The sequence below is a fragment of the Natrinema salifodinae genome (assembly GCF_900110455.1).
Lineage (GTDB): Archaea > Halobacteriota > Halobacteria > Halobacteriales > Natrialbaceae > Natrinema > Natrinema salifodinae.
This window is the reverse complement of sequence record NZ_FOIS01000005.1, coordinates 100,545-121,901: the sequence shown is the minus strand read 5'-3', so window position 1 is coordinate 121,901 and position 21,357 is coordinate 100,545. Positions and strand designations below refer to the sequence as shown.

Annotated in this window: 15 protein-coding genes and 1 pseudogene; 9 read left to right on the top strand and 7 right to left on the bottom strand. The window is 60.7% G+C overall.

The annotated features are described in order from the left end of the window. Nucleotides 1–224 precede the first annotated feature (224 nt). Both BMY29_RS18790 and BMY29_RS18785 read left to right on the top strand, forming a co-directional pair. A complete protein-coding gene (locus BMY29_RS18790) occupies nucleotides 225–1,739 on the top strand; it encodes an aldehyde dehydrogenase family protein (RefSeq protein ID WP_049989177.1) in 1,515 nt (504 codons plus the stop codon). A gap of 432 nt (nucleotides 1,740–2,171) precedes the next feature. Then, nucleotides 2,172–3,770: a BCCT family transporter gene (locus BMY29_RS18785; protein ID WP_049989176.1), complete on the top strand. Its 1,599-nt coding sequence runs from the start codon at nucleotides 2,172–2,174 to the stop codon at nucleotides 3,768–3,770. A 339-nt stretch (nucleotides 3,771–4,109) separates the two neighbouring features. Here BMY29_RS18785 and BMY29_RS18780 read toward each other — a convergent pair. Then, a pseudogene (locus BMY29_RS18780) lies at nucleotides 4,110–4,785 on the bottom strand (IS6 family transposase). A 188-nt stretch (nucleotides 4,786–4,973) separates the two neighbouring features. After that, nucleotides 4,974–5,402 (bottom strand): universal stress protein, encoded by a 429-nt coding sequence (locus BMY29_RS18775; RefSeq protein ID WP_049989175.1) that lies wholly within the window; start codon nucleotides 5,400–5,402, stop codon nucleotides 4,974–4,976. 622 nt (nucleotides 5,403–6,024) lie between these two features. Between BMY29_RS18775 and BMY29_RS18770 the strand changes: the two genes are divergently transcribed. After that, nucleotides 6,025–7,200 carry a Fic family protein gene (locus BMY29_RS18770; protein ID WP_049989174.1) on the top strand — a complete coding sequence of 392 codons (1,176 nt, stop codon included), beginning with the start codon at nucleotides 6,025–6,027 and terminating at the stop codon, nucleotides 7,198–7,200. A 200-nt stretch (nucleotides 7,201–7,400) separates the two neighbouring features. Here the strand turns inward: BMY29_RS18770 and BMY29_RS18765 are convergent, their stop codons facing one another. Then, nucleotides 7,401–8,102: a creatininase family protein gene (locus BMY29_RS18765; protein WP_241471255.1), complete on the bottom strand. Its 702-nt coding sequence runs from the start codon at nucleotides 8,100–8,102 to the stop codon at nucleotides 7,401–7,403. Between the two features lie 292 nt (nucleotides 8,103–8,394). Continuing rightward, nucleotides 8,395–9,525, bottom strand: a complete 1,131-nt coding sequence (locus BMY29_RS18760; protein WP_241471254.1) for a tyrosine-type recombinase/integrase — start codon at nucleotides 9,523–9,525, stop codon at nucleotides 8,395–8,397. 391 nt (nucleotides 9,526–9,916) lie between these two features. Here BMY29_RS18760 and BMY29_RS18755 point away from each other — a divergent pair, with 391 nt between their 5' ends. From BMY29_RS18755 to fer, 5 genes are all read left to right on the top strand, one after another. Then, nucleotides 9,917–10,675, top strand: coding sequence for a helix-turn-helix domain-containing protein (locus tag BMY29_RS18755; RefSeq protein ID WP_049989172.1), 759 nt, complete (start codon nucleotides 9,917–9,919; stop codon nucleotides 10,673–10,675). A 150-nt stretch (nucleotides 10,676–10,825) separates the two neighbouring features. Next, entirely contained in the window at nucleotides 10,826–12,298 is a 1,473-nt protein-coding gene (locus BMY29_RS18750) for an amidohydrolase family protein (RefSeq protein ID WP_049989171.1), read from the top strand. 343 nt (nucleotides 12,299–12,641) lie between these two features. Continuing rightward, nucleotides 12,642–13,151, top strand: coding sequence for an HTH domain-containing protein (locus BMY29_RS18745; protein ID WP_049989213.1), 510 nt, complete (start codon nucleotides 12,642–12,644; stop codon nucleotides 13,149–13,151). 266 nt (nucleotides 13,152–13,417) lie between these two features. Next, nucleotides 13,418–15,661 (top strand): CDC48 family AAA ATPase, encoded by a 2,244-nt coding sequence (locus BMY29_RS18740; RefSeq protein WP_049989170.1) that lies wholly within the window; start codon nucleotides 13,418–13,420, stop codon nucleotides 15,659–15,661. A 69-nt stretch (nucleotides 15,662–15,730) separates the two neighbouring features. Further along, entirely contained in the window at nucleotides 15,731–16,213 is a 483-nt protein-coding gene (fer, locus tag BMY29_RS18735; RefSeq protein ID WP_081985422.1) for a ferredoxin Fer, read from the top strand. A 126-nt stretch (nucleotides 16,214–16,339) separates the two neighbouring features. On the opposite strand, the gene BMY29_RS18730 is transcribed toward fer, so the two are convergent. The 3 genes from BMY29_RS18730 to BMY29_RS18720 all read right to left on the bottom strand — a co-directional run bounded on the left by BMY29_RS18730 (nucleotide 16,340) and on the right by BMY29_RS18720 (nucleotide 19,940). Continuing rightward, complete coding sequence (locus BMY29_RS18730; protein WP_049989169.1) at nucleotides 16,340–16,927, bottom strand: hypothetical protein; 588 nt, start codon at nucleotides 16,925–16,927, stop codon at nucleotides 16,340–16,342. Between the two features lie 385 nt (nucleotides 16,928–17,312). After that, nucleotides 17,313–19,031 carry a pyrroloquinoline quinone-dependent dehydrogenase gene (locus BMY29_RS18725; RefSeq protein ID WP_049989168.1) on the bottom strand — a complete coding sequence of 573 codons (1,719 nt, stop codon included), beginning with the start codon at nucleotides 19,029–19,031 and terminating at the stop codon, nucleotides 17,313–17,315. Nucleotides 19,032–19,037: 6 nt separating this feature from the next. Further along, a complete protein-coding gene (locus BMY29_RS18720) occupies nucleotides 19,038–19,940 on the bottom strand; it encodes a hypothetical protein (protein WP_049989167.1) in 903 nt (300 codons plus the stop codon). A gap of 358 nt (nucleotides 19,941–20,298) precedes the next feature. On the opposite strand from BMY29_RS18720, the gene BMY29_RS18715 reads away from it, so the two are divergent. Beyond that, on the top strand, nucleotides 20,299–21,354 hold the full coding sequence (locus tag BMY29_RS18715) for an ABC transporter substrate-binding protein (RefSeq protein ID WP_049989166.1): 1,056 nt from the start codon (nucleotides 20,299–20,301) through the stop codon (nucleotides 21,352–21,354). Nucleotides 21,355–21,357 lie beyond the last annotated feature (3 nt).

Genomic DNA, 21,357 nt, shown 5'->3' with positions numbered 1-21,357 from the left:
TCGCAGAGAGCAACCTCTCGAAACCGCTGACCGCAGTCACTTAGTGGTTCGACTGGGTCCGCTTCGCTCACCTACCGATACGCGATTCTGTACTTTTCGTCGGATGATGATTCGACGAGAGCAAGGAAGTGAGCCGGAAAGAAGCGGTTCTAAAGTTCGAAGCGCTAGCTTCGGCATGTGTGACCGAAAATATATGTGTGGCGGTAACATACCATATTTCGCCAATGGTATCCGAGACGTTCAGCGGTCAGGTACGGGAGAACCACATGAAAGCAAGAGAACAGGTTAGGGACAGCAGCGATTTCAATTCCTGGATAGACGGGTCTCGATACGATACGGAGAAGACGTTCGAGACGATCGATCCCGTGATCGGTGAACCAATTACGACGATTCCGCGATGCCATTCGAGAGAGGTCGATACGGCGGTCGATGCCGCTTGGAGAGCGTTCGATGAAGAGTGGTCGGAGACGACCCCTGCTGAGCGATCCCAGCTCCTGTTCGATTGGATCGAAGTACTCCGCGATCACATCGATGAACTGTCCGTAATAGAGTGTATAGACACCGGAAAACCGATTTCGCAGGCGCGTGGGGAGGTCGAAGGTGCGATAGGAACCTTAGCGTACTACGCCTCGATCTGTCAGAGCCAGGAGGGACGACAGATATCCACCGCCGAAGATCTGCACCTGTACACGCGCAAGGAGCCGTACGGTGTGGTCGGACAGATAACGCCGTGGAACTTCCCGATCTGGGCGGCTGCGTGGAAACTCGGACCTGCGCTCGGGGCGGGGAACACCACCGTGCTCAAGCCGTCGGCGGAGGCCCCGATGACGACGATTCGAATTGCCGAACTCTCCGAGGGCATCTTCCCGGATGGCGTCGTTAACGTCGTGACCGGAACTGGATCGGAAGTCGGCGGAGCACTGACCGAGCACGACCGTGTCCGCAAAATCTCGTTCACTGGCAGCGTTAGTGTCGGACAGAAAGTGATGAAGGCAGCCGCCGAAAACGTCGCTCCGGTCACGTTAGAACTCGGCGGCAAATCTCCGTTTATCGTATTTCCTGATGCCGACCTGGAAAAGGCGGTCAACGCCGTCGCGGACGGGATTTTTTATAGCACAGGCGAGATCTGCGATGCATTCTCTCGAACGATAGTTCACGAGAGCGTCCACGGAGAGTTCGTCGACCGGTTTATCGAAAAAGCCGAATCCTACACGCTCGGCGATCCGCTTGACGAAGAAACGACGATGGGGCCGCTAACCACGGAATCCCAATACGAGACGGTCATGGAATACATCGAAGCCGGCGAAAGCGAGGGTGCAACGTTGCTGACGGGCGGTGGAACACCGGACGATACCGACCTCCAGAACGGCTGGTTCGTGGAGCCGACCGTGTTCGACGATGTCGAGAACGATATGCGTATCGCCCGAGAGGAGATCTTCGGCCCCGTTCAGACGATCAATACGTTTTCCAGCTACGACGAGGCGATCGAACTCGCGAACGACACCGAATTCGGTCTAGCGGCGGGTATCGCTACCGAACGGACGTCTATCGTCCACAATGCGGCCGCGGATATCGAAGCAGGGCTCATTTATGTTAACGAGTACGGTCCGATTCTGCCGGAAGCCCCGTACGGCGGCTTCAAAGCGTCGGGTATCGGGAAGGATTTGGGGACGGAAGTGCTCGACCACTACCAGCAGACGAAATCCGTCTACGTCAATCTCGACGACCCGGAGCTATGAGTAGTACGCTAACTGAGTACAGCGCCCTGCCGCTACGAAAGAAGTACTGAGATTGCGATGTAGCGAGGCATCACCTCCGTTACACCCGGGCGGCGGAGGAACCCGTCCGACATATGCGTGGACACTCCGCGGTGCTTCGGGCGTCGAGAGGCGAGTCAAGCCAGGCGATGCGAACGGATCTGATTCAGCGGATGGAATCCAAATTCGATCGATCTATCGGCGACGGGTCCTTCACGTTGCTTCTAGCGATAATTCGTTCCTTACTAGCCAGGGGTATTCCAGGTTCTCTCACCTGTCATCCCAAAGGTATAAGTGTTAAGCTGTTGGGTCATCAGATACACTGGTAATACATAACATGAGTCAATTGTTGGATACTGGATCAATCGGGCGGACGGCTAGTTCCGGCACCGGAATTTCAGCTACCGATACACGATGAGTCTCTGGCACGTCTTCGGGTTAGAAGAGGCGGACGACGGCGAGAAACTGCTCTTTTTCATCACAGGTGGCGTTTTGTTGGTAGTAGCGGCCGTCGGGATCCTGAGTCCACAACGGCTCAACAACACGCTCAATGGGGCCTTCGAATGGGTACTAACTTACTTCGGTTGGTGGTTCATGTTACTCGGACTTATATTATTCATTTTCTCGGCGTTCATGGTCTTCTCTCGGTACGGCCACATTCGAATCGGGGGACAAGACGCTGAACCGGAATTCGATCTGTTTTCGTGGCTCGCGATGGTGTTCACGGTCGGATATAGCGGATCCATCATCATTTGGGGAGTCGGCGAGCCGATCTCGATTGTAGCCAATCCGCCGCCGGATCCACAGCCAGTTGCGGGAGTCCCGATAGAATCGCTCGCACTTTCGTTTATGTTCATCCACGAGGTTTTCCCGGGGCTCGCCATGTGGTATCCGCCGTTCGCGTTAGCGTTCGGATTGATCATCTACACGCGCGGCACGGAAACGTATAAATTCAGTTCGATGTTGAAGGTCTTCCTCGATACGGATCGGTACACGTTCCTCTACTGGACTGTCGATCTCGCTGCGCTGATCGCCATTATCGGCGGCGTTGCAGCAGCTATTGGGTTCTCTGCGCAGGTATTTGCTGCCCTCTTGGATACCGTGTTCGGAGTCCCCGCGACGATATTTACGTACGGACTGTTCGGAATTCTCGGGTTAGTCTTCCTCGGCGACGTCTGGTTAGGACTGCGAAAGGGGATTCGTAACGCGGCTCGGATTACGGTTATTCTCATGCTGATCACGTTCGCATTTCTTCTCGTAGTCGGCCCAACACTGTTCACGATTAATCTTGGGCTCGATGCCGGTGGCGTCTGGCTTAATAATATGTTCCGGCTCTCCTTGTATTCCGCACCAACGGCTGCGGCCAACTGGCCGCAGCAATGGACCAGTTTCTGGTGGGCCTGGTGGGCCGCGTGGGGCCTGTTCGTCGGCAGTTTCGTTGCTCGCGTATCGAAGGGCCGAACCATTCGTGAAACCTTCGTTTGCCTCGTAGTCATTCCCGGAGTGTTGCTCTGGATACAGCACTCCATCGTTGGCGGATGGGTGCTTGCACCGGGATATATCGACCCAGTCAGTAACGCGCTGACCGACGGCGGCATCCCGGCCGCAGTCGCAACTGCGGTTACCCTCACACCGTTCGGATCCCTCTTAGGAGTCCTGCTCATGCTGGTGATCGCAGGGTACGTCGTCACGTCTCTGGATTCGGCCGTCTATATCTTATCTTCGATAACTCTCGGCAATGAAGATCCGAACGCGCGAAATCGGGCCTGGTGGGGAATTCTCCTCTCGTTCCTCGGCGTGATGACGCTGGAGCTACCCGTGTTCGACGCGATGCAAGCGTTTCCACCGGTGCTCGCTCTCCCGTTTACGCTCTTCCTCTTAGCGATCGTCTACGCGAGTTATATTTCTGCCCGCGAACACTATCGAGAGAACTTCGCGATATCGGACGAAGAGACACTAATCACGGCCGCGAAAACGAACGAGACTCCGGTGCGGGAACACGACGACGATTAGATCGCGTTCGAGGAGAAGAGACTACTCAGCGTGTTTTCGAGGAAGACAGACGGAAAGGTACCAGTTGCATGAAGTCGGACTCTAACACCCTTACGGATGTCGTCCCCTCAGAATCTCAGATTCCAGCAACTCCAGCCATGCAGCACGTCCCGGACTGATCCGCGAACGTCATCCCTCAACGGCTCTCCGCCCGCCTCCATCTCAAACTACCCACTGAGGCGGCGCGAGCGTTCGAATTTTCTTTTAGCTGTATTAGTTAGGTCATCAAGTTAGGCTATTCACTTAGGCTATCTATACTACCCAATCAGATAGAATATGGATTCGGTATTCCGGCACTGTCTAGTTCTGCACCACCTCGACTGGCACGCTTCCATCGAGAGCTTGATGCGGTCTCTGGTGGTTGTAGTAATGCACGAACTGTTCAAGCCACTCGCGGACGCTCGCCCGACTGCCCACCCACGAATTATAGAAGCGGTCGATACGCATTTTGAGGGTGTGAAACCACTTTTCAATGAGGTTTCGGTCGGTATAGTTGACCCGACCGCTCAGTCCGACTCGAGAGGGCAGTCCGATAGCCAAATTGATCGACGAGAAACTCAGCTTCGGAGAGATCGTATTTCTCGCGGAGTTTCTGCAGAAACGCAGCCGCCGGATCAGTGCCATGTCGACTAAACAGCGCAACGTCAAGAATCAACTTTGTCTCGATGTCTATTGCAGCATACAGCCAAGACCACTCACCGTTGATCTTGACAGCGGTTTCGTCAACAGCGACCCGCGACGGCGATGCCGTCGGCGAGTCGCGTCCGCTGTCAGCCAGCCGATGAACCCAATTCCAGACTGCTCCGTGAGAGCGTTCAACGCCTAATTCAGCGTGAATCGTTGTTGTCTCCCGAAGCGAATAACCGGTCTGGGGGAGGCGGACGGCGAACGCCCTGACGGGCGTCGCCGTCCGTTCGTTCTCCCAAGAACCTTCTGAATCCGTCCCATAGCTCTCGCTGAGCAGGTCTGCGAGCATCAACCAACTCAACATTACGACCTGCTCACTTCTCAAACTGGCTCAACTAGACAGTGCCATCTATATCTACATTACGGAAACTTTAGAATTCGCGATCACTACCGTGTAGCGAGCGATAGCAGTTCGAGTCGCTGAATGCCTTCCGTTGAGCCAACAGACAATCTGAGGAGATCAAACAGCAGAGCGGATCAGTCGCTGTCCATCACCGCGACTACCGGTCGGTCCGCGTCCAGGAGGATCGATTGAGTGACGCTTCCGAATAGCGCCTTGCCAACTGGCGACCGTTTCCGTCCCCCCAGAACGAGATATCGGGCATCTACCTCGGTTGCATAATCCAGAATTTCTTCGGCGGGATTTCCCGTCCGCCCGATCACTTCGTGCTCCCGCGAAATCCCCTCGGAAGCCCGTTCGGCGACCGTTCGAGCGATTTCTTTTCTGTCCTCATCCGTCGCCTTCTGATCGATGTCGATTTTCTCGTTGATGAGATGATCGTGCTCCGATTCTTCATACACGGACACGATGTGAAGCGGTTCGTCAAAGCGATCGGCTAACGTCGCCGCTTCCTTCACTACTGCTTTCGATCTCTCCTCGTCATCAACTGAAGCAACAATCGTCATATGATATCACTAGACATTGAAAGATAAATAAATTTGGGTTTGATTGTAAGGGGCTGGTTCACAGGAAGTAGCGCGGTTGTTAGTGTTTTACAGGCGGTCGAGGCGGATGACCCGACCATCAAGGTCGGAGAGGAAACCACCACTCGGGAATTGTTTCTTTTCTTATATCTATCGAAACATAAACGTTCCAATGATAATCGTCATTACCTGGAGAATCAAGATAGGTGGCGTGATACTGCTGTCACAGTAGACAAAAATTCAACGCTCTCTGAATGCCGATCAGGGGACATATTCTCTAAACAACCTGCGAGGGCGAGTTCCCGGACGACGGACGGACTTCGACTCGGAGTTTCGGATCGTAGAACCGGGTAGCACGCCGGTCATTCCAGTCCGGGGTCAAGGAGTATCCACTCTCTTCTTTGTCCAGGTTGAAACCCACCGTCTCTTCGTTAAAATGGACGTTGAAACCCTGTCTTCGCCTTTCTCAAGGCTGAAGACAAAGAGATCTCCGCTTAACAATCTGAGTCGTGAGTAAGGACAATGCCCCGCTTTTCCGCAGGTAACTTAGATTCATGAGGGGCAAATTTAACTAACGGCAGGGTCAATCGTGTTGTAGTCACAAATGGCTCTTCAGGAGTTACCTGACGACGCCCCGGGACGCCTTGTTCCATACGATCGGCGTCCATACTATAACCCAGATCCCCTTCCGCCAGATAGCGAGTTACAATTCGGGAAAGAGTTCTATGAGCTGCTTTCGGAGGCGACGTTTTGGCTCGGAAAACTCAGCGGGTTCGGACTGACGACCGATTTCGCACCCGTGTTATACACGTCGTTGCTTCGGAAAGAAGCAATGGAATCATCTGAAATCGAGGGTGCAGATATCGATTACAATGCGCTCTATAGTTTTGAGACCCGATCGTTGGACCGATCCGATGCAGTTGCTGAGCAAGCAGCAGCTATAGACGAAACTAAAGACGTCCAAGAAGTGCTCAACTATGAGCGTGCTCTAAAAAGCGGGATCAACGCTCTCGATCACGGTGATGGGATCTCCATCGACCTTCTGCATACTCTCCATAAGACACTCTTGACCGACGTGCCTGGAGATCGCCGAGAAACGGATACCATTGGGGCATTCAAGACCGTCCCGAATCACCTGGGTGAATTCGTCCCTCCCGTTCCAAGCGCCGTCGACGGACTGATGGCTGCGCTAATGACGTATATCCGGACCGGTGGAAGCTACCACCCGCTCATCGATATTGCGCTCACACACTATCAGTTCGAGACGATTCACCCCTACGGGGACGGTAACGGTCGGCTCGGACGTCTCCTCATCACATTACAACTGTCTGATCAAGACTACCTCGAGCAACCAACGCTCTACCTGAGCGAGTACTTCAATCGATACAAAGAGACGTATGTCGATCGTATGAACGCCGTCCGGAAGTACGGCGAGTGGGAAGCATGGGTAGAGTTCTTCGTGACGGGTATCCGCCACCAGGCAGAAGAATCCCTACTCCGTTCTCAGGAACTTCACTCCTTGCAGCAGGACTACGAAGCGACGTACGGCGACACCTCTGCTGCCTATGCAGAACTAGCGTGTAAACTCTTCGAGCAGCCATATCTCACTGCTAACGTTGTTCAGGAACTGCTCGACGTAACGGGACCAACGGCCTATCGAGCGATCGACCAACTGGAGGAAGAAGGAGTGCTTGAGGAGACGACTGGAAAGGAACGGAACCGGGAATATCGTGCGCGAGAGATCTTTGAGATTCTCGAGCGGCCACCACGGACATATTAGTTGTTGGATAATTGTCGATCTAACAGGTTTCACCGTCTTTTGAGGACAATCCAGCGAATGCTTGCAGGAGAAACCTGCGAGACCGACAACACGAAGCAGCACGTACCGTATTCGGGGGAAACCAGCCGTTATTAGGTGGAACAGGCGCGACGCTCAGCGGCGTCGCGGCGCCGCATCGGAACCGATGAGGACAATGCCGACTACCGTGCTGGGCTATCGACCCGGTCGAGAAACGACACGAGCGCGTCGACCGCCGTCGAGAACGTCCGGTCGCCTACTTGTGCCGACGCATCGGTCGCGTCGCCGACAGCGCCGTTCTCGTTGAATTCGTCGGTGAACTGGTGTACGACTCCGCCGTCGACCGTATTTTCCCACGCCGTCGCGTCGCCGTCGACCGGTTCACCGACGTCGTCGGGGCACAGGTAAAGCAAGACCGACGTCTCGAGTTCGCCCGCGTGACCGACGTGGTCGTCGACGGCGCGCATCCACTCCCAGCGGTACACGTCGGGATCGACCGACGTCGACTCGGTCAGTTCGCGGCCCAGGTGCGACAGCGTCTCGCCGTTGCCGCCGTGCCCGTTGACGAACACGACGGTTTCGATACTCGAACTCGAATCCGATAGCGACTCCACGATGTCGCGGGCGTACCCGCGAAGCGTTTCCGGCGAAACCGACAGGGTCCCGGGGAACCGTCCGTGGTACGGCGCGATACCCACCGGCAGCGCCGGGAGCACGACTGAGTCGCCGTCCCACTCTCGGTCGGCGTCAGCGGCGATCGCTCGAGCGATGATCGTGTCGGTCCCGACCGGCGCGTGAGGTCCGTGCTGCCGACGGGGACGAGCGCCGCCGTCGGTGCTGCCTCCTCCAGTTCCGACCAGGAACTCGTCTCGAGGTGCATGCACACGGCTACCGGCGATTTCGACTAAGAGACTTCGATCTCTCCGGCGACTCCCGAATCGATCGTTCGGAGCCGAGCAGTTCCCGCAGGGGGGCGGATTGTGTATAGCCCTTATTAATTTATGAATGCGGACGGCTCACCACATCTGTTTTCGCACGCTGCCCCCGGTTCATCGAGCCCGCCGCTAACTGCTCACGCCCACATCCGTCAAATGGACAAACACCAGTACTTCGGAGTGCCATTTTCCGCTTCCGGTCAGCAGGGTACATTGTACCGGATTCGACCGAATTCGAGGATTACTGGCCTTCTCCCGTAGCATCCATAACTTCGTCGATCGTATTCGCCACGTCTTCACTTTTGATATCGCTGTAGGCGTCGTGGGTCGTTTCGATCGATTGGTGGCGCAGCGCCTGTTGTGCATACTCCGACCGACCGCTGGCGTACAGTTCGTGGCCGAGCCCGCGACGGCCGCCGTGTGGTTTCAGATACTCACCGTCGATCTCGAGGTTCGCCTCGTCACAGAGGCGTTGCATCACGCGTCGACCGCCGTTTTTCGACAGCGCCGGCGGCGGAACCTCCGTTTTGCGCAAGCGGTCGTCGACGATCGCCGTGTTCGGTCGATCACCGTCGGCCTCAAGCCATCGTTCGACGGTCGTTGCGTCATAGGCGTCGATCAGCGCCTTTCGTTTCGAGTTGTAGTGACCCGTCGGGAACACCGGCCACGTCTCGGTCGGGGGATCCACGGCTTTCCGATACCGCGCGAGCGCCGTTCGTGCCTTCGTCGGGAGGCCGACCGTCTCGTACTCGCGGGACTTGCCGAAGACCTCGAGTTCACCGCTTTTGAGGTCGACGTCGGCCCAGATGCACCCGTTCCGACGCTCGTCGTTCGGATCGCGGAAGATCTCGGCCCCGCGGACTCCGGCCAGTGCGAGCAGGGTTACGATCGCTCGGTCGCGGTAAGCTCGTTCGGTGTCGATCGACTCGTCGTCGAACGACCGGTCGACCCGCCGTGAGACGTGGGTAAGAAGCGCTTCACGGTCATCAGCGCGCCAGAATTGCCGGTCACGCTTCCCCGTATCTTCGGGAAGGAATTCCTCGGCTGCGCCGGTTTTCGCGGGGTTGCGCTCGAGCAGCTGATCGCGAACGCAAAACGACAGAAACGCGCGAGTATACCGAAAGTAGTTGTGGGCCGTCGAGGCTTTCAGGTCGTCGTCGATGTACCGCGTTCGCAGTTCCATCCCCCAGTCTCGGCAGCATTTGACGTCGATCTGGTCGATGTATTCGACGCCACGTTCGCGGAGATAGGTGAGAAACGATTGCTCGCCCTTCTCGAGAACCCAGCGGAGCGTGTCGATCGTACCGCCGGCGTTCAGACTCGCGAAGTATCGTCCGAGAGCGTCCTCGACGGGCGTTCGCCGGGTAGGCACTGCCGTTTCAGTCAAATCGGACATTCATCTCTGGCATACAGTACCGGCCCTAGTAAATCCACTGCACTAAATGTGTGTTTAGTACAGTGTCCCCTCAATTTCCACTATCGCTCGTTTTTGGGGATCTCACGCCCCTTATAGCGCAATCACAAATATATGAATCAAATAACGATATACGAAATTTCGGGGTCGGTACCGACGTCGCACCGAGCATCGTTACCCGCAGTAACCGCGCTCGCGCGGCGCGGAAGCAACCGAACGGATCGGTTCGGTAGTTATCCCGTACTAGGCTGCGTCTCGAGTTATTTCACCAATCCACCTGAACAATACACTGGCACAGTTCTATATTCTAACGTGGGTTTCATGGTAATACTGACTAAACAGCCGTTCCATGCAGGAGTTCGCGTTTACGGTCACGTACGAGAGTGGAGCGGACGATCTGATGGACGTCTTTATCGGACACTCCGGGCTGTACTCGCGAACCGTTTCGTGTCACGCCTCGACCGAGACGATGTGGCGGGTGGACGAAGTGACGGGACCCCGAGAAGCTCTCTCAGCGTACGATCGGCGGATCGAGAACCTCTCTCGCTGCTCCAATCTACGCGGAATGGGTGGCTGTCGACTCGACTGGACGCACGAAGTGCTCTCCGAAGGGCCGACGAGCCGAGTCATTTACTCTCGCCAATCCGAAGGAGACGGCTGCCGGTCGATTCCGTATCTCGCGGCGAAACACCTCGACGACGGCGTCTTGTGCCGGGCCGAACAACACGGCAATGAATACAGGTGGCGGCTCCTCGCGGAGGACGAAGCGTCCCTGAGTCCGATTTACGACGACCTCAGCGACAACCTTCGCGACGGACTCGACCTCGAATTCGAGCGACTCGATCACTCGCCGACGTGGCACACCGACCGCGTCTCCGGCGCCGATCTTCCTTACCAGCAACGCCAGGCGCTCGAACTCGCTGCCGAGTACGGCTACTACGAGTCGCCCCGTCGGTGCTCCCTGCAAGAAATCGCCGAAGCCGAAGGGATCCCGATTTCGACGTTCCAGTACCGCATTACGCGCGCCGAAGCCTGGCTCGTGACGACGTTCCTCTCGAACGAACCGCTCGATCGCTCCCGATCACCGGATATCGCGGGCGACGACTGACGAGGGTGACAACTGATAGGGCCGACGACTGACCGGAGTCGGCACTCGCCGCTCGCGGGGTCGGAACGTGAACGCGCGACGAAAGGAGTTGGTATGTTCCGAATGCAATCCTATTTCGGCCCGTCCTGAACTGGGACTCGCGGAGCTACCATGAGAAGACCCACCGGTACCCACACGTTCGGAGTATCGAGGCGGAACTACCTCAAACTCGGGAGTGCGACGGCGCTGACCGTCGCTGCTCTCGGGAGCGCCGACGCCGACGAGTCGGAGGAGGCCGATTCGGACGGCGACGCGAACGAGCGGATCGTCATCCGGAACGGGACGGTCGTGACGGTCGATCCCGAACTCGGTATCCAACGCGATGCCGACGTACTCGTCGACGGCGGAACGATCGAGCGAATCGAACGGTCGATCGAGGCGCCGACCGCCGACGTCATCGACGCCGACGATGCGATCGTCCTGCCCGGGTTCGTCAATTCACACCTCCACACGTGGCAAGCGGGCGTTCGCGGGGTTGCGGGGGACTGGTCGTTCGACGAATACCTGGAGACGATGCTCGGAGAGATCAGCGGCCACTATCGTCCCGTCGACGCGTACCTCGGGAACCTCTTCGGCGCCGTCGAACAGCTCAACGCCGGGACGACGACGATTCTGGACTGGTTCCATATCGCGAACTCACCGGACCACACCGACCGCGCGATAGACGGGCTCGAGGACGCCGGTATCAGAGCGGTGTTCGCCCACGGGCCGCCAGGCGACGACAGCGCGACGTGGTGGGAGAACAGCGCGGAACCGCATCCGGACGACGTCCGTCGACTCCACCGCGAACGCTTCCCCGCCGACGACGGGCGACTCACGCTGGCGATGGGGATTCGTGGTCCGGATTACTCGACGGACGAGGTCGTCGCGCACGATATCGAACTCGCTCGCGAACTCGGTATTCCGGCCTCCATGCACATCGGATCGCTCGGGCCTGGCGGCGTGGAGACGCTCGACGAGCTCGGCCTCCTCGGCGACGACCTCAATTACGTGCACGCGAACCGCCTCACGCAGGCGGAGTTCGAGCGCATCGGCGCCTCCGGCGGGTCGGTGTCGATCACGCCCGAGGTCGAAATGCAGATGGGGATGGGAATGCCGGCGCTCCGGGAGACCCTCGACGGGGGCGGGGTTCCGTCGGTCGGCGTCGACATCGTCTCCAACGTCAGCGGCGATCTGTTCACCCAGGCGCGGCTGGCGCTCCAGACCCAGCGGGCCCTCGACAATCAACCGACCGTCGAGCGGAACGAACAGATCGAAACGGTCTCCCTGCCCGCCAGGCGCGCGCTCGAACTCGCGACGATCGACGGGGCCCGGGCGCTCGGCCTGGACGACGAGATCGGATCGCTGACGCCGGGCAAGCGGGCGGACGTCACGCTCGTTCGGACGGACGATATCGCCACGTCGCCGGTGCACGATCCGGTCGAAACGGTCGTCTTCCAGACGGGGGTTGCGAACGTCGATACCGTTCTCGTCGACGGTGAGATCGTCAAACGAGACGGCGTCCTGTACAACGAGCCCGCGCGGACGCAGCGACGCCGACTCGTGGAGTCGGGACGGCGGATTCTCCGGGAAAGCGAGTTATAGTAGTCCGCGGAACCGTTTTTGCTTCGCACTAAGGGGTCTGAGACCCCAGCGACCGACGACTCGGTGATGTGCGCAGCGAGAGCTGCCGGATATCGAATCGCAGAGAACGCTGATAAATCGGGTATTTCGCGGTGCGGGTATCACGCAACGGCGGGGTAAGTACGGCATGCCATCTCAAGAGATGTACTGATTGACCGAAGGGGAGGAAGAGAGTCATGGACGCGGATATCGCTCCGAGAGCCGGCACTGGCCCGATCCTCTCGAACGAATTCGATACGGGACGGAATCGGGCTCCCCGCCCCGCCTCCGAATCGGCGACGCCGGAGCGGCCGAGGACACGCCGATGAGCGGTGAGTCCGCCACGTCGTCGGAATCGGTTCGAGTCGAGGTGTTCCTCCAAACGCACACGTGTCCCGCCGTTGTGGAACGGCTCAGATCCCTCGTTTCTCGAGCACGTCGCCTGGAGGACGGCGGAACGGTCGACGAGGTGCGCGTAAAGACGTGGTCGCCAGTACGGCCTGCGCTGGAGGAACTCAGCGATTCGGGGCCCTCGGTGACGCTCACGGTCAATTCGTTTCAGGCGTGGGCCGACCGCGAGGGGTATACGCTCCGGCCGGCGTTTACGCGCCGCGAGACCGCGTCGTTGCTGAGTCGCCGACCGGCCGTGGAAATCCGAGTTCCGATCGTGTGTCTGGCCGTCTACGAAGCCGATACGCTTCGATGCGTCGTCCCCTGTACAGTCGGCGAGCGAACGTATTCCGTAGAGGAGTGTCTCACCGCACTCGAGGCCGGCATCAGCACGCCGTTCGGCGAAGGCCCACGGGATCGCCCTAAACGGACGTTCGAGGACTAACCGGAGAGCGAAGAGGGAGCCTGAGTCTGATGGCTATCGCATTACTGGCGACTGTGTCGGTTCCGCCGTCGAAATCAGCGCAACTGAGACCGAGTGCGATGGACTCTGACGACTGACGATCGGCGACTCGCGTAGATCGCATCCGAACGCGAGGTTGAGTTCAGTGAGCAACTGCGATACCGCCGCAGATTCGCGGCGTCGACGAGGACCCCGACCCAAACGTTCTTGCGTTCGAACGTGACACGATATCAAACAGCACGCTCTCAATGAAACTCACGGTCAAACCACTCGTCGCGAATCGACCAGGCGAGCCGACGGCCGTCGTCGAACGGGACGCGATGGCCGACCTCGGCCTGGAGTCGGGCGACTACGTCGTCCTGAAGGGGCCGGCCGACGAGTCCGCTGTCGCCGAGGTGACGGCACGGCCGTCGGAGGAGGCCGACGAGCGGACGATCCGGCTCGCGCCCGAACTCGCCGAGACGCTCGGCGTCACCGCCGGCGAGACGGTCTCCGTCGAACCGGCCGACGTCGGATCGGCCGAACGGGTCGAGATCGCGCTGCCCGACGACGTCGATCCCGACCAGGCGCTCGCGCTCTCGCAGCGGGACGCGTTGGTCGGCCGGGTGCTCTCGAGCGGCCAGACGACGACGGTGTCGGTCGCCGCCGAGCCCGGTTCGAGTGCGCCGTCTCGGCGCGTTCCGATCGAAATCGTCGACGTCGAACCGTCCGCCTACGTCTGCGTCGAGGAGTGGACCTCGATCGTCGTCGCTCCGGAGCCGGCGTCGCCGTCGACCGTCGACGACCCCGAACGGACCGCGTCGGCGAACACGGGCGTAACGTACGACGAGATCGGCGGCCTCGACGACGAACTCGAGCGGGTTCGCGAAGTCATCGAGCTACCGATGCGCCACCCCGATCTCTTCGATCGGCTCGGAGTCGATCCCCCAACGGGTGTCCTCCTCTACGGACCGCCGGGGACTGGCAAGACGCTGCTCGCTCGGGCGATGGCGAACGAGGTCGGCGCGCACTTCCAGACGCTCTCCGGGCCGGAGATCGTCTCGAAGTACTACGGCGAGAGCGAGGAGCGACTTCGGCAGGTCTTCGAGGAGGCCGCGGCGAATGCGCCCGCCATCGTCTTCGTCGACGAAATCGACGCGATCGCGCCGAAGCGCGAGGACGTCGGCGGGGACGTCGAGCGCCGGATCGTCGCCCAGTTGCTCTCGCTGCTCGACGGCGCGGACGACAGGGGGCAGGTCGTCGTCGTAGGAACGACGAACCGTGTCGACGCGGTCGACCCCGCGCTCCGCCGACCGGGGCGGTTCGACCGCGAGATCGAGGTCGGCGTTCCCGACGCCGACGAGCGGGCGGATATCCTTCAAATTCACGCGCGAGGCGTCCCGTTGAGCGACGACGTCGACCTCGAGCGGTACGCCGAGTCCACGCACGGCTTCGTCGGCGCGGACCTCGAGAATCTGGTCAGGGAGAGCGCGATGTGCGCGCTGCGGCGGGTGCGGTCATCCTCGCCTGGCGATGCCGATACCGAGCTCTCGATCGACCGCCCGGAGGCCGTCGAGATCGTCGACGCCGACGTCGAAACGGCGCTGCACGGGATCGAACCCTCCGCGATGCGGGAGGTGGTCGTCGAGGGTCCCGACGTCGGCTGGGCGGACGTCGGCGGCCTCTCCGAGGCGAAACGGACGCTCCGAGAGGCCGTGCAGTGGCCCCTCGAGTATCCCGACGCCTTCGAGCGAGTCTCGCTGCGGCCGACGACGGGGATTCTTCTCTCGGGCCCGCCGGGGACCGGGAAGACGCTGCTGACCAGAGCGGTCGCCACCGAGGCGCAGTCGAATTTCATCTCGATAAAGGGGCCCGAACTCGTCGACAAGTACGTCGGCGAGTCCGAGAAGGCCGTCCGCGAGATCTTCGGGAAGGCCCGAGAGAACGCGCCCGCCGTCCTGGTGTTCGACGAAATCGACGCGATCGCCGGCGCGCGCGGCGGATCCGGGGAGTCCGACGTCGGGGAGCGCGTGGTGTCGCAGTTACTCACCGAACTCGACGGACTCGAAGAGTTCGAGGACGTCGTGGTCATCGGGACGACCAACCGGCCGGACCGCCTTGACGACGCGTTGCTCCGGACGGGACGGTTCGAGCGAGAGGTCTCCGTCGGCGCTCCCGACCAGGCGGCGCGCCGGGACATCTTCGAGATCCACCTCCGCGACCGACCGCTCGCGTCCGACGTCGAGCTCGACGCGCTGGCCGCTCGAACGGACGGATTCGTCGGCGCCGACATCGACGGGCTCTGTCGTCGGGCGGCGACGGCCGCCGTCCGCGAGTACGTCGAGGGAGAGACCGACGGGCGAGACAGGCGGACCGACGTGCGGGAACTCGAATTAACGAACGAGCACTTCGAACGGGCCCTCGAAGCGGCCGACGGGACGTCGCCAGGCGAGAGTGCTCGACGCGGCGAGCCGATCGATCCGTTCGACGGCGGTGAACGCGGCCGGGAGTGATCCGAGCGAGTCGAGCGACCGGCGAGAAGCACCCGCGAAACTAAGTAATATCGTGTTGATCGGTATCGCATGTCACTCGATCTCCCCAACGTCCGCCTCGGCGAGGACGCCGAGCAACGTGACGGCAGCGACGGTACCGACGGCCCCGTTCGAACCGTCGAATACCTCAACTACGAGGTACTCGACGAACACGGCTGGGAGATAGAGGACGAGGACCTCTTCGAGAAAGCCGCCGACGCCGACCTCGACGACGCCGATCACGGGACGATCGAAGTCCGCGGGCGACGGTACGTCCTCGACGCGGCCGAAGATCAGGGCTTCGACTGGCCGTTCGAGTGTCGCGCGGCCTCGTGTGCGAACTGCGCCGGGATCGTGTACGAGGGCGATCTCTCGATGGACATGGATCTCATCCTCACCGAGGACGAGGTTGAGGAGCGAGGGATCGTCCTCACCTGCCAGGCGGTCCCGGCGAGCGACGAGGTGAAACTCGTCTATAACGCGATGCACCTGGAGTACCTGCAGGATCGGGTCATCGGCGTCCGAGAAGTGTAGCCGCTGAACCGGACCGACCGGAACGATCCGTCGAATCCGCCGCGGCGACCGCCGACGATCGCGATGCGAGGGGGCTGAGGATTCGAGGGCCTCGACCGATTCGGTGGGACCGGTCGTCGATCGGGCTCAGGACTCGACCGCGTCGATCGCCGTCTCGAGCCGTTCGGACGACGACTGTTCGGTGACGACGTGGTCCCGCTGGTAGTCCCGAATCGCCGAAACGTCGGCCTCGACGTCGGCCTCGGCGAGCGCTTCGAGGACGGTCGCGAGGACGATCTCCTGCAGTTCGAGTCGGGCCTCGAGGTCGGTAACCTTCTCGAGGGTCCGTTCGGAGAGTTCCGTGAGCGACGTCGAGAACTCGGACAGGTTTTCCTCGGTCTGGCTGAGCCGTCGCTCCCCGAGGCTGATCGTCGCGAACTTCTCGAGTTCCTCGAGGTCCGCCGAGACGCGTTCGATCTCGGATTCGACGGCGGACAACTGCTCCGAAACCACCCGTTGGACGTGCCCGTCGAGCGTCGGCGCCGCCGCGTCTTCGGCGTCTAACTCGGCCGTCGGTACCGTCGATCCGTTCGCGTCTCCGTCGGGCGTCGGTTCCGCGACCTCGACGGACTCTTTCGGGGGCGCGGTCCCGTTACCGCCGGCGCACGTGAGAACGTGACTCATGTACGACCCGGGCAACGAGTGCTCCTCGCCGCAGTGATCACACACTGGCATACGGTCACACTCAACATAGACGTGTAAATATCTTTAGTGAATTTTTCGCGGCGAGTCCTCGAGAATTGTATGATTACCCGGACGGCGTCGCGAGTCCCTGCGTCGCTCGATCCGCCCACCGAATCGGACGGAGGATCGACGGCGAAGTAATTCCCGCTTGGTTTCGTCTGGACGTACCAGGGCGCTAGCGTAAATTTCGAAATCTGGGCCGGCGAGCCGCTCGAGCAACTCGAGCGACCAGGCGAGGCCGATCCACCTCAGTGCCGTCGCGCGCTCGTCGAGCCGTCGATCAAGCGCACCGCCGTTCACGACTGGCGAACCGTCCCGTCTCGTCTCAACGCTCCGCCAAAAACGAAAAATTGCGACGATCGCGGCAGGGGTCCGACTACCCCTGCAGCGAGAAGACGGCCAGGCGGGTGTCGCGGCCGCCGGCGCCCCGTCGGAGCCAGCCGCTGCCGCCGACCTGAATGGCGACGTACTGCTTCTCGGTCGCCGGGTCGTACCAACTCATCGGGCTCCCGGCGATCGACGCCTCGCCGAGGTCGTACTCCCAGAGCCGGTCGCCGGTTTCGCCGTCGTAGGCGATGAAGTCCCCGTTCTGGGTGCCGGTGAAGACCACGCCGGTTTCGGTGGTCACCAGGCCGCCCCAGATGTAGGCGTCGCTCTCGATCCAATCGCGCCAGACGCGCTGGCCCGTCTCGGGGTCGATCGCGACGATGGCGCTGATCTTCTCGTTGTACTCGTCCGGGACCGCCTCGGTCTGGTCCTCCAAGATGCCGCCCCAGTACTTCTTGCCCTCCTCGTACTCTTCGAAGCGCCACCAGGCCTCCTGGGGCGAGTTGTTCATCTTCATGTACGCGAGCCCGGTCTCGGGGTTGTAGGCGGGCGGCTGCCAGTCGTTGCCGCCCATCGCGCCGGGCATGAACGGCATCCGTCGACCCTCGTCGATGTGCGGGATCATCCGGTACATGTTCAGCTGTTGGACGCCCGGTTCGCTCCGTTCGATGAGCTCGCCGGTGTCGGCGTCCATGGTGTAGACCCACCCCGTTTTGCCCGCGGAGACGACGACGTCGGTCGTCGTGTCGCGGTGTTCGATCTCGAAGTCCCGGATGAGGATCCGCGGCGCCGCGGAGTCGTAGTCCCAGACGTCGTGGGCGACTTCCTGGTGGGACCACACCCGTTCGCCGGTGTCCATATCGAGGGTCAGCGTCCCGCAGCTGTTCCGGTTCGGACCCGGACGGACGGAGCCGTCGAAGTCGGGACCGGGGTTGCCGATCGGCAGGTGCAGTTGCCGGTTCTCGACGTCGATCGTCGCGTTCATCCAGTTCGTCGCACAGGACTGGTTGATACTGTCGCCGACCCACTCGTCCTCCGAGGAGGTCCAGGTGTGCCACAGCTCCTCGCCGGTCTCGGTGTCGAGCGCCTTGTGGAACCCGCGAACGCCGTATTCGCCGCCGGCGCTCCCGGTAAAGAGCATTCCGTCGTAGACGACGGGTGCCCAGGTCGCCGAGTACCCCTCTTCGTGGTCGGCGGTGGACGTGTACCACACCTCTTCGCCCGTGTAGCGGTCGAGGGCGACGACGCCCGAGTCGAGCGTCGTCATGAAGACTTTGTCGTTGCGGACGGCGACGCCCCGGTTGTTATCGTCACAACAGAGCACGACGTCCGAGGGGACGGCGTACGTGTAGCTCCAGAGGATCTCGCCTTCGCGGGCGTCGATGGCCTTGACGTGGTTTGGCCCGTTCGATTGATACATGACCGGCGGATCGCCGGGGACGATCAGCGGCGTCCCCTCCATGCTCGACCCGGCCCCGACGTCGAGGATGTACTCGACCTCGAGATTCTCGACGTTCTCAGGCGTGATGACGTCGGCCGTCGTCCGGCGGTGTTGCTCGTAGTTCCCGCCGTAGGTGAGCCAGGCGTCGGGATTCTCGCCCGACTCCATGATCATCTCGTCGGTGACGTCGAACTCCTCGATGCGGTCGATGTCGTGTTGGTGCGTGACCGATTTCTCGGGCGAGCCGAGGACGCGGAAACCCTGGTCCGTTTCTCTGACGATCGTGTCTTTCGCGGCCTGTACGGCCCTATCTTCTTCGAGTGACATTGTGAATTACCTCGCTTTCGGTGGTGCGCGCATTTCTTCCGTGATCCAGAATACGTTCTTGCAGATCTCTTCCTGGTTGACGATCGTGATCGCCGCGCTCGCGGTGATCGCGGCTGTCAACTGGGAGTCGGTCAGTTCGTCGCCGCGTGCGACCTCGAGCGCCGCTTTCGCCATCAGGTACAGTCCGCCGAGCAGCGCCTTGACGTCCCAGTAGCCGTCGTCCAGCATCTCGTCGGTGACGAGAACGCGGTTTTGCCACAGGTGGACGTCGAGCGCGTTGATCCACAGCAAGGCGCCGCCCGTCGCCCGCTGGTGGAGCGGCGGGACGTGTTCGACGCCGAACTCGACGTCCGTCGGGATCTCCTTCGTCGGAACCCAGCGGGCGAGACGCGTGTTGTTATTGACGACGTCCGTGACGAGCGCGATCCGCTCGCGCTCGTCGAAGCCCAATGCGGCGAGTTCCTCGGTCAGCGCGTCCGAACCGATCAGTTCGTGAGTCGTCGTCTCGATGTGCTCCGGCGTGAACCGCGGTAGGTTCGCTTCGAGGCTCTCGAAGAAGTCGACGTCCACGAGGTGATCGTAGACCTGCCACCCGGGGTCGACGAGTTCGCGGTACAAGACTTCCGGCTCCGTCTCGCCGTCGGGAATCCCCTGTTCGCGAACGTCCGGGAGCCGTTCGATCTGAGCCGATAGTTCCTCCAATCCGTCCTCGAGTACCTCGATGTCCAATTTTCCCGAGAGGTCGCTTCGTATCGATTCCCCCATGGAGGCGAACGCGGGATCGGTCTCCGCGTCGATCGCCTCACGTAAGCGTTTGACCGTCAGCTGATTGCCGTCGTTCGCCCGCTCGACGCCGAGCGTGCGGACGAGTTGGCGCTGGGCTTCGTCCGTGATTTGTGTGGTTGTCATGCGTAATCCTCTGTGTGGCAATTGTTCTCTTCTGCCACTCCATATGTGGCCCCAACGCACCTCTGTATAGAATTTATCATATTAATTCGATATGTACTGGGTGAAATGATATGTTATCTCGTTACCAGATAGACACACCGGAGCCATCGCGGATAACAGTACGTATCGTGCGCGTCGGTGTGGCGGTAAAACACTGTTTACTGCCCCGTACGGCCGAAATGTGATCGTCCAATCGTTTTCCCGAAATCATCGAGTGAGCGGTTTTTCGAGCTCGAGCTCTCGTGTTCCGTTCCCATACATAAGTATTAATACGAATACTTTATGAGTCCCTTCGTGGAACGCCGATCATGGTGATTGTGTGAGCTATTCACATCCCTCGCGGCGAGCGATCCTCGCCGTCGGAGGTGGGATCGCCGTCTCGGGGTGTATCGGAAGTATCGGGAGCGATTCTCCGGGCGCGGGGACGGACGACGTGACGCTACTGCTCAACTGGAACCTGAGCGGGCTCCACGCACCCTACGTCGCCGCCCGCGAAAACGGGTTTTACGACGAAGCGGGGTTCACGAACGTCGAGCTTGAGAGCGGCGACGGCTCCGACTTCGCGGCGAACCAGGCCGGGCTCGGCAACGTCGAGTTCGCGATCACGAGTAGCGATCAGCTCCTCGCCGCCAACGCGAACGAGCTCTCACCGATCGCCGTCGGCATCGTCATGCAGCGGAATCCGAACGTCGTCTTCGCCGATCGGGAGCGCTTCGGCGAACTCGCGGAGCCGGCGCAACTCGAGGGGGCCACGATCGGCAGCGGGCCCGGCATGGTGCGGACGATGACGGAGGCCTACCTCGCCCACCACGGCGTGCTGGACGGCGTCGACTACGTCGACACCGGATTCGACACCATTCAACAGCTGCTCACCGGGGACATCGACGTCGCCGGCGGCGTGTTCGGGGACGTCGTCGACGCGGAACAACAGGGCGGAGAGATCGAGACGCTCGAGGTTCACGACGTCGTCCCCTCCTACGGACACCTGATCGCGACGAACGAAGCCTTCGCCGAGGAGAACCCCGACACCGTCCGGTCGTTCCTCCGAGCGACTGCCAGAGGGGCCGTCTGGGCGGCCCGGAACCCGGACCAGGCGATCGACCTTCTCGTGGATTCGCAGCCGGAACTCGACGAAACGCGGGCGAACCAGTACGAGAAGTGGGCGGCGATGCACGCCGGGTACATGCGCTCCGAGACAGTGGAGACGGACGGCTGGGGGACGAGCGACTCGGGCCCGTGGACCGAGACGTACGAGACGCTCGCCGCCGCCGATTTCTTCGAGGGAGAGGTCGATCCGGCCGACGTCTGGACGAACGAGTACCTCGATAGCGACTCCGAGTACATCGCCGACTACGCCGACCTGACCGGCGAGTGAGGA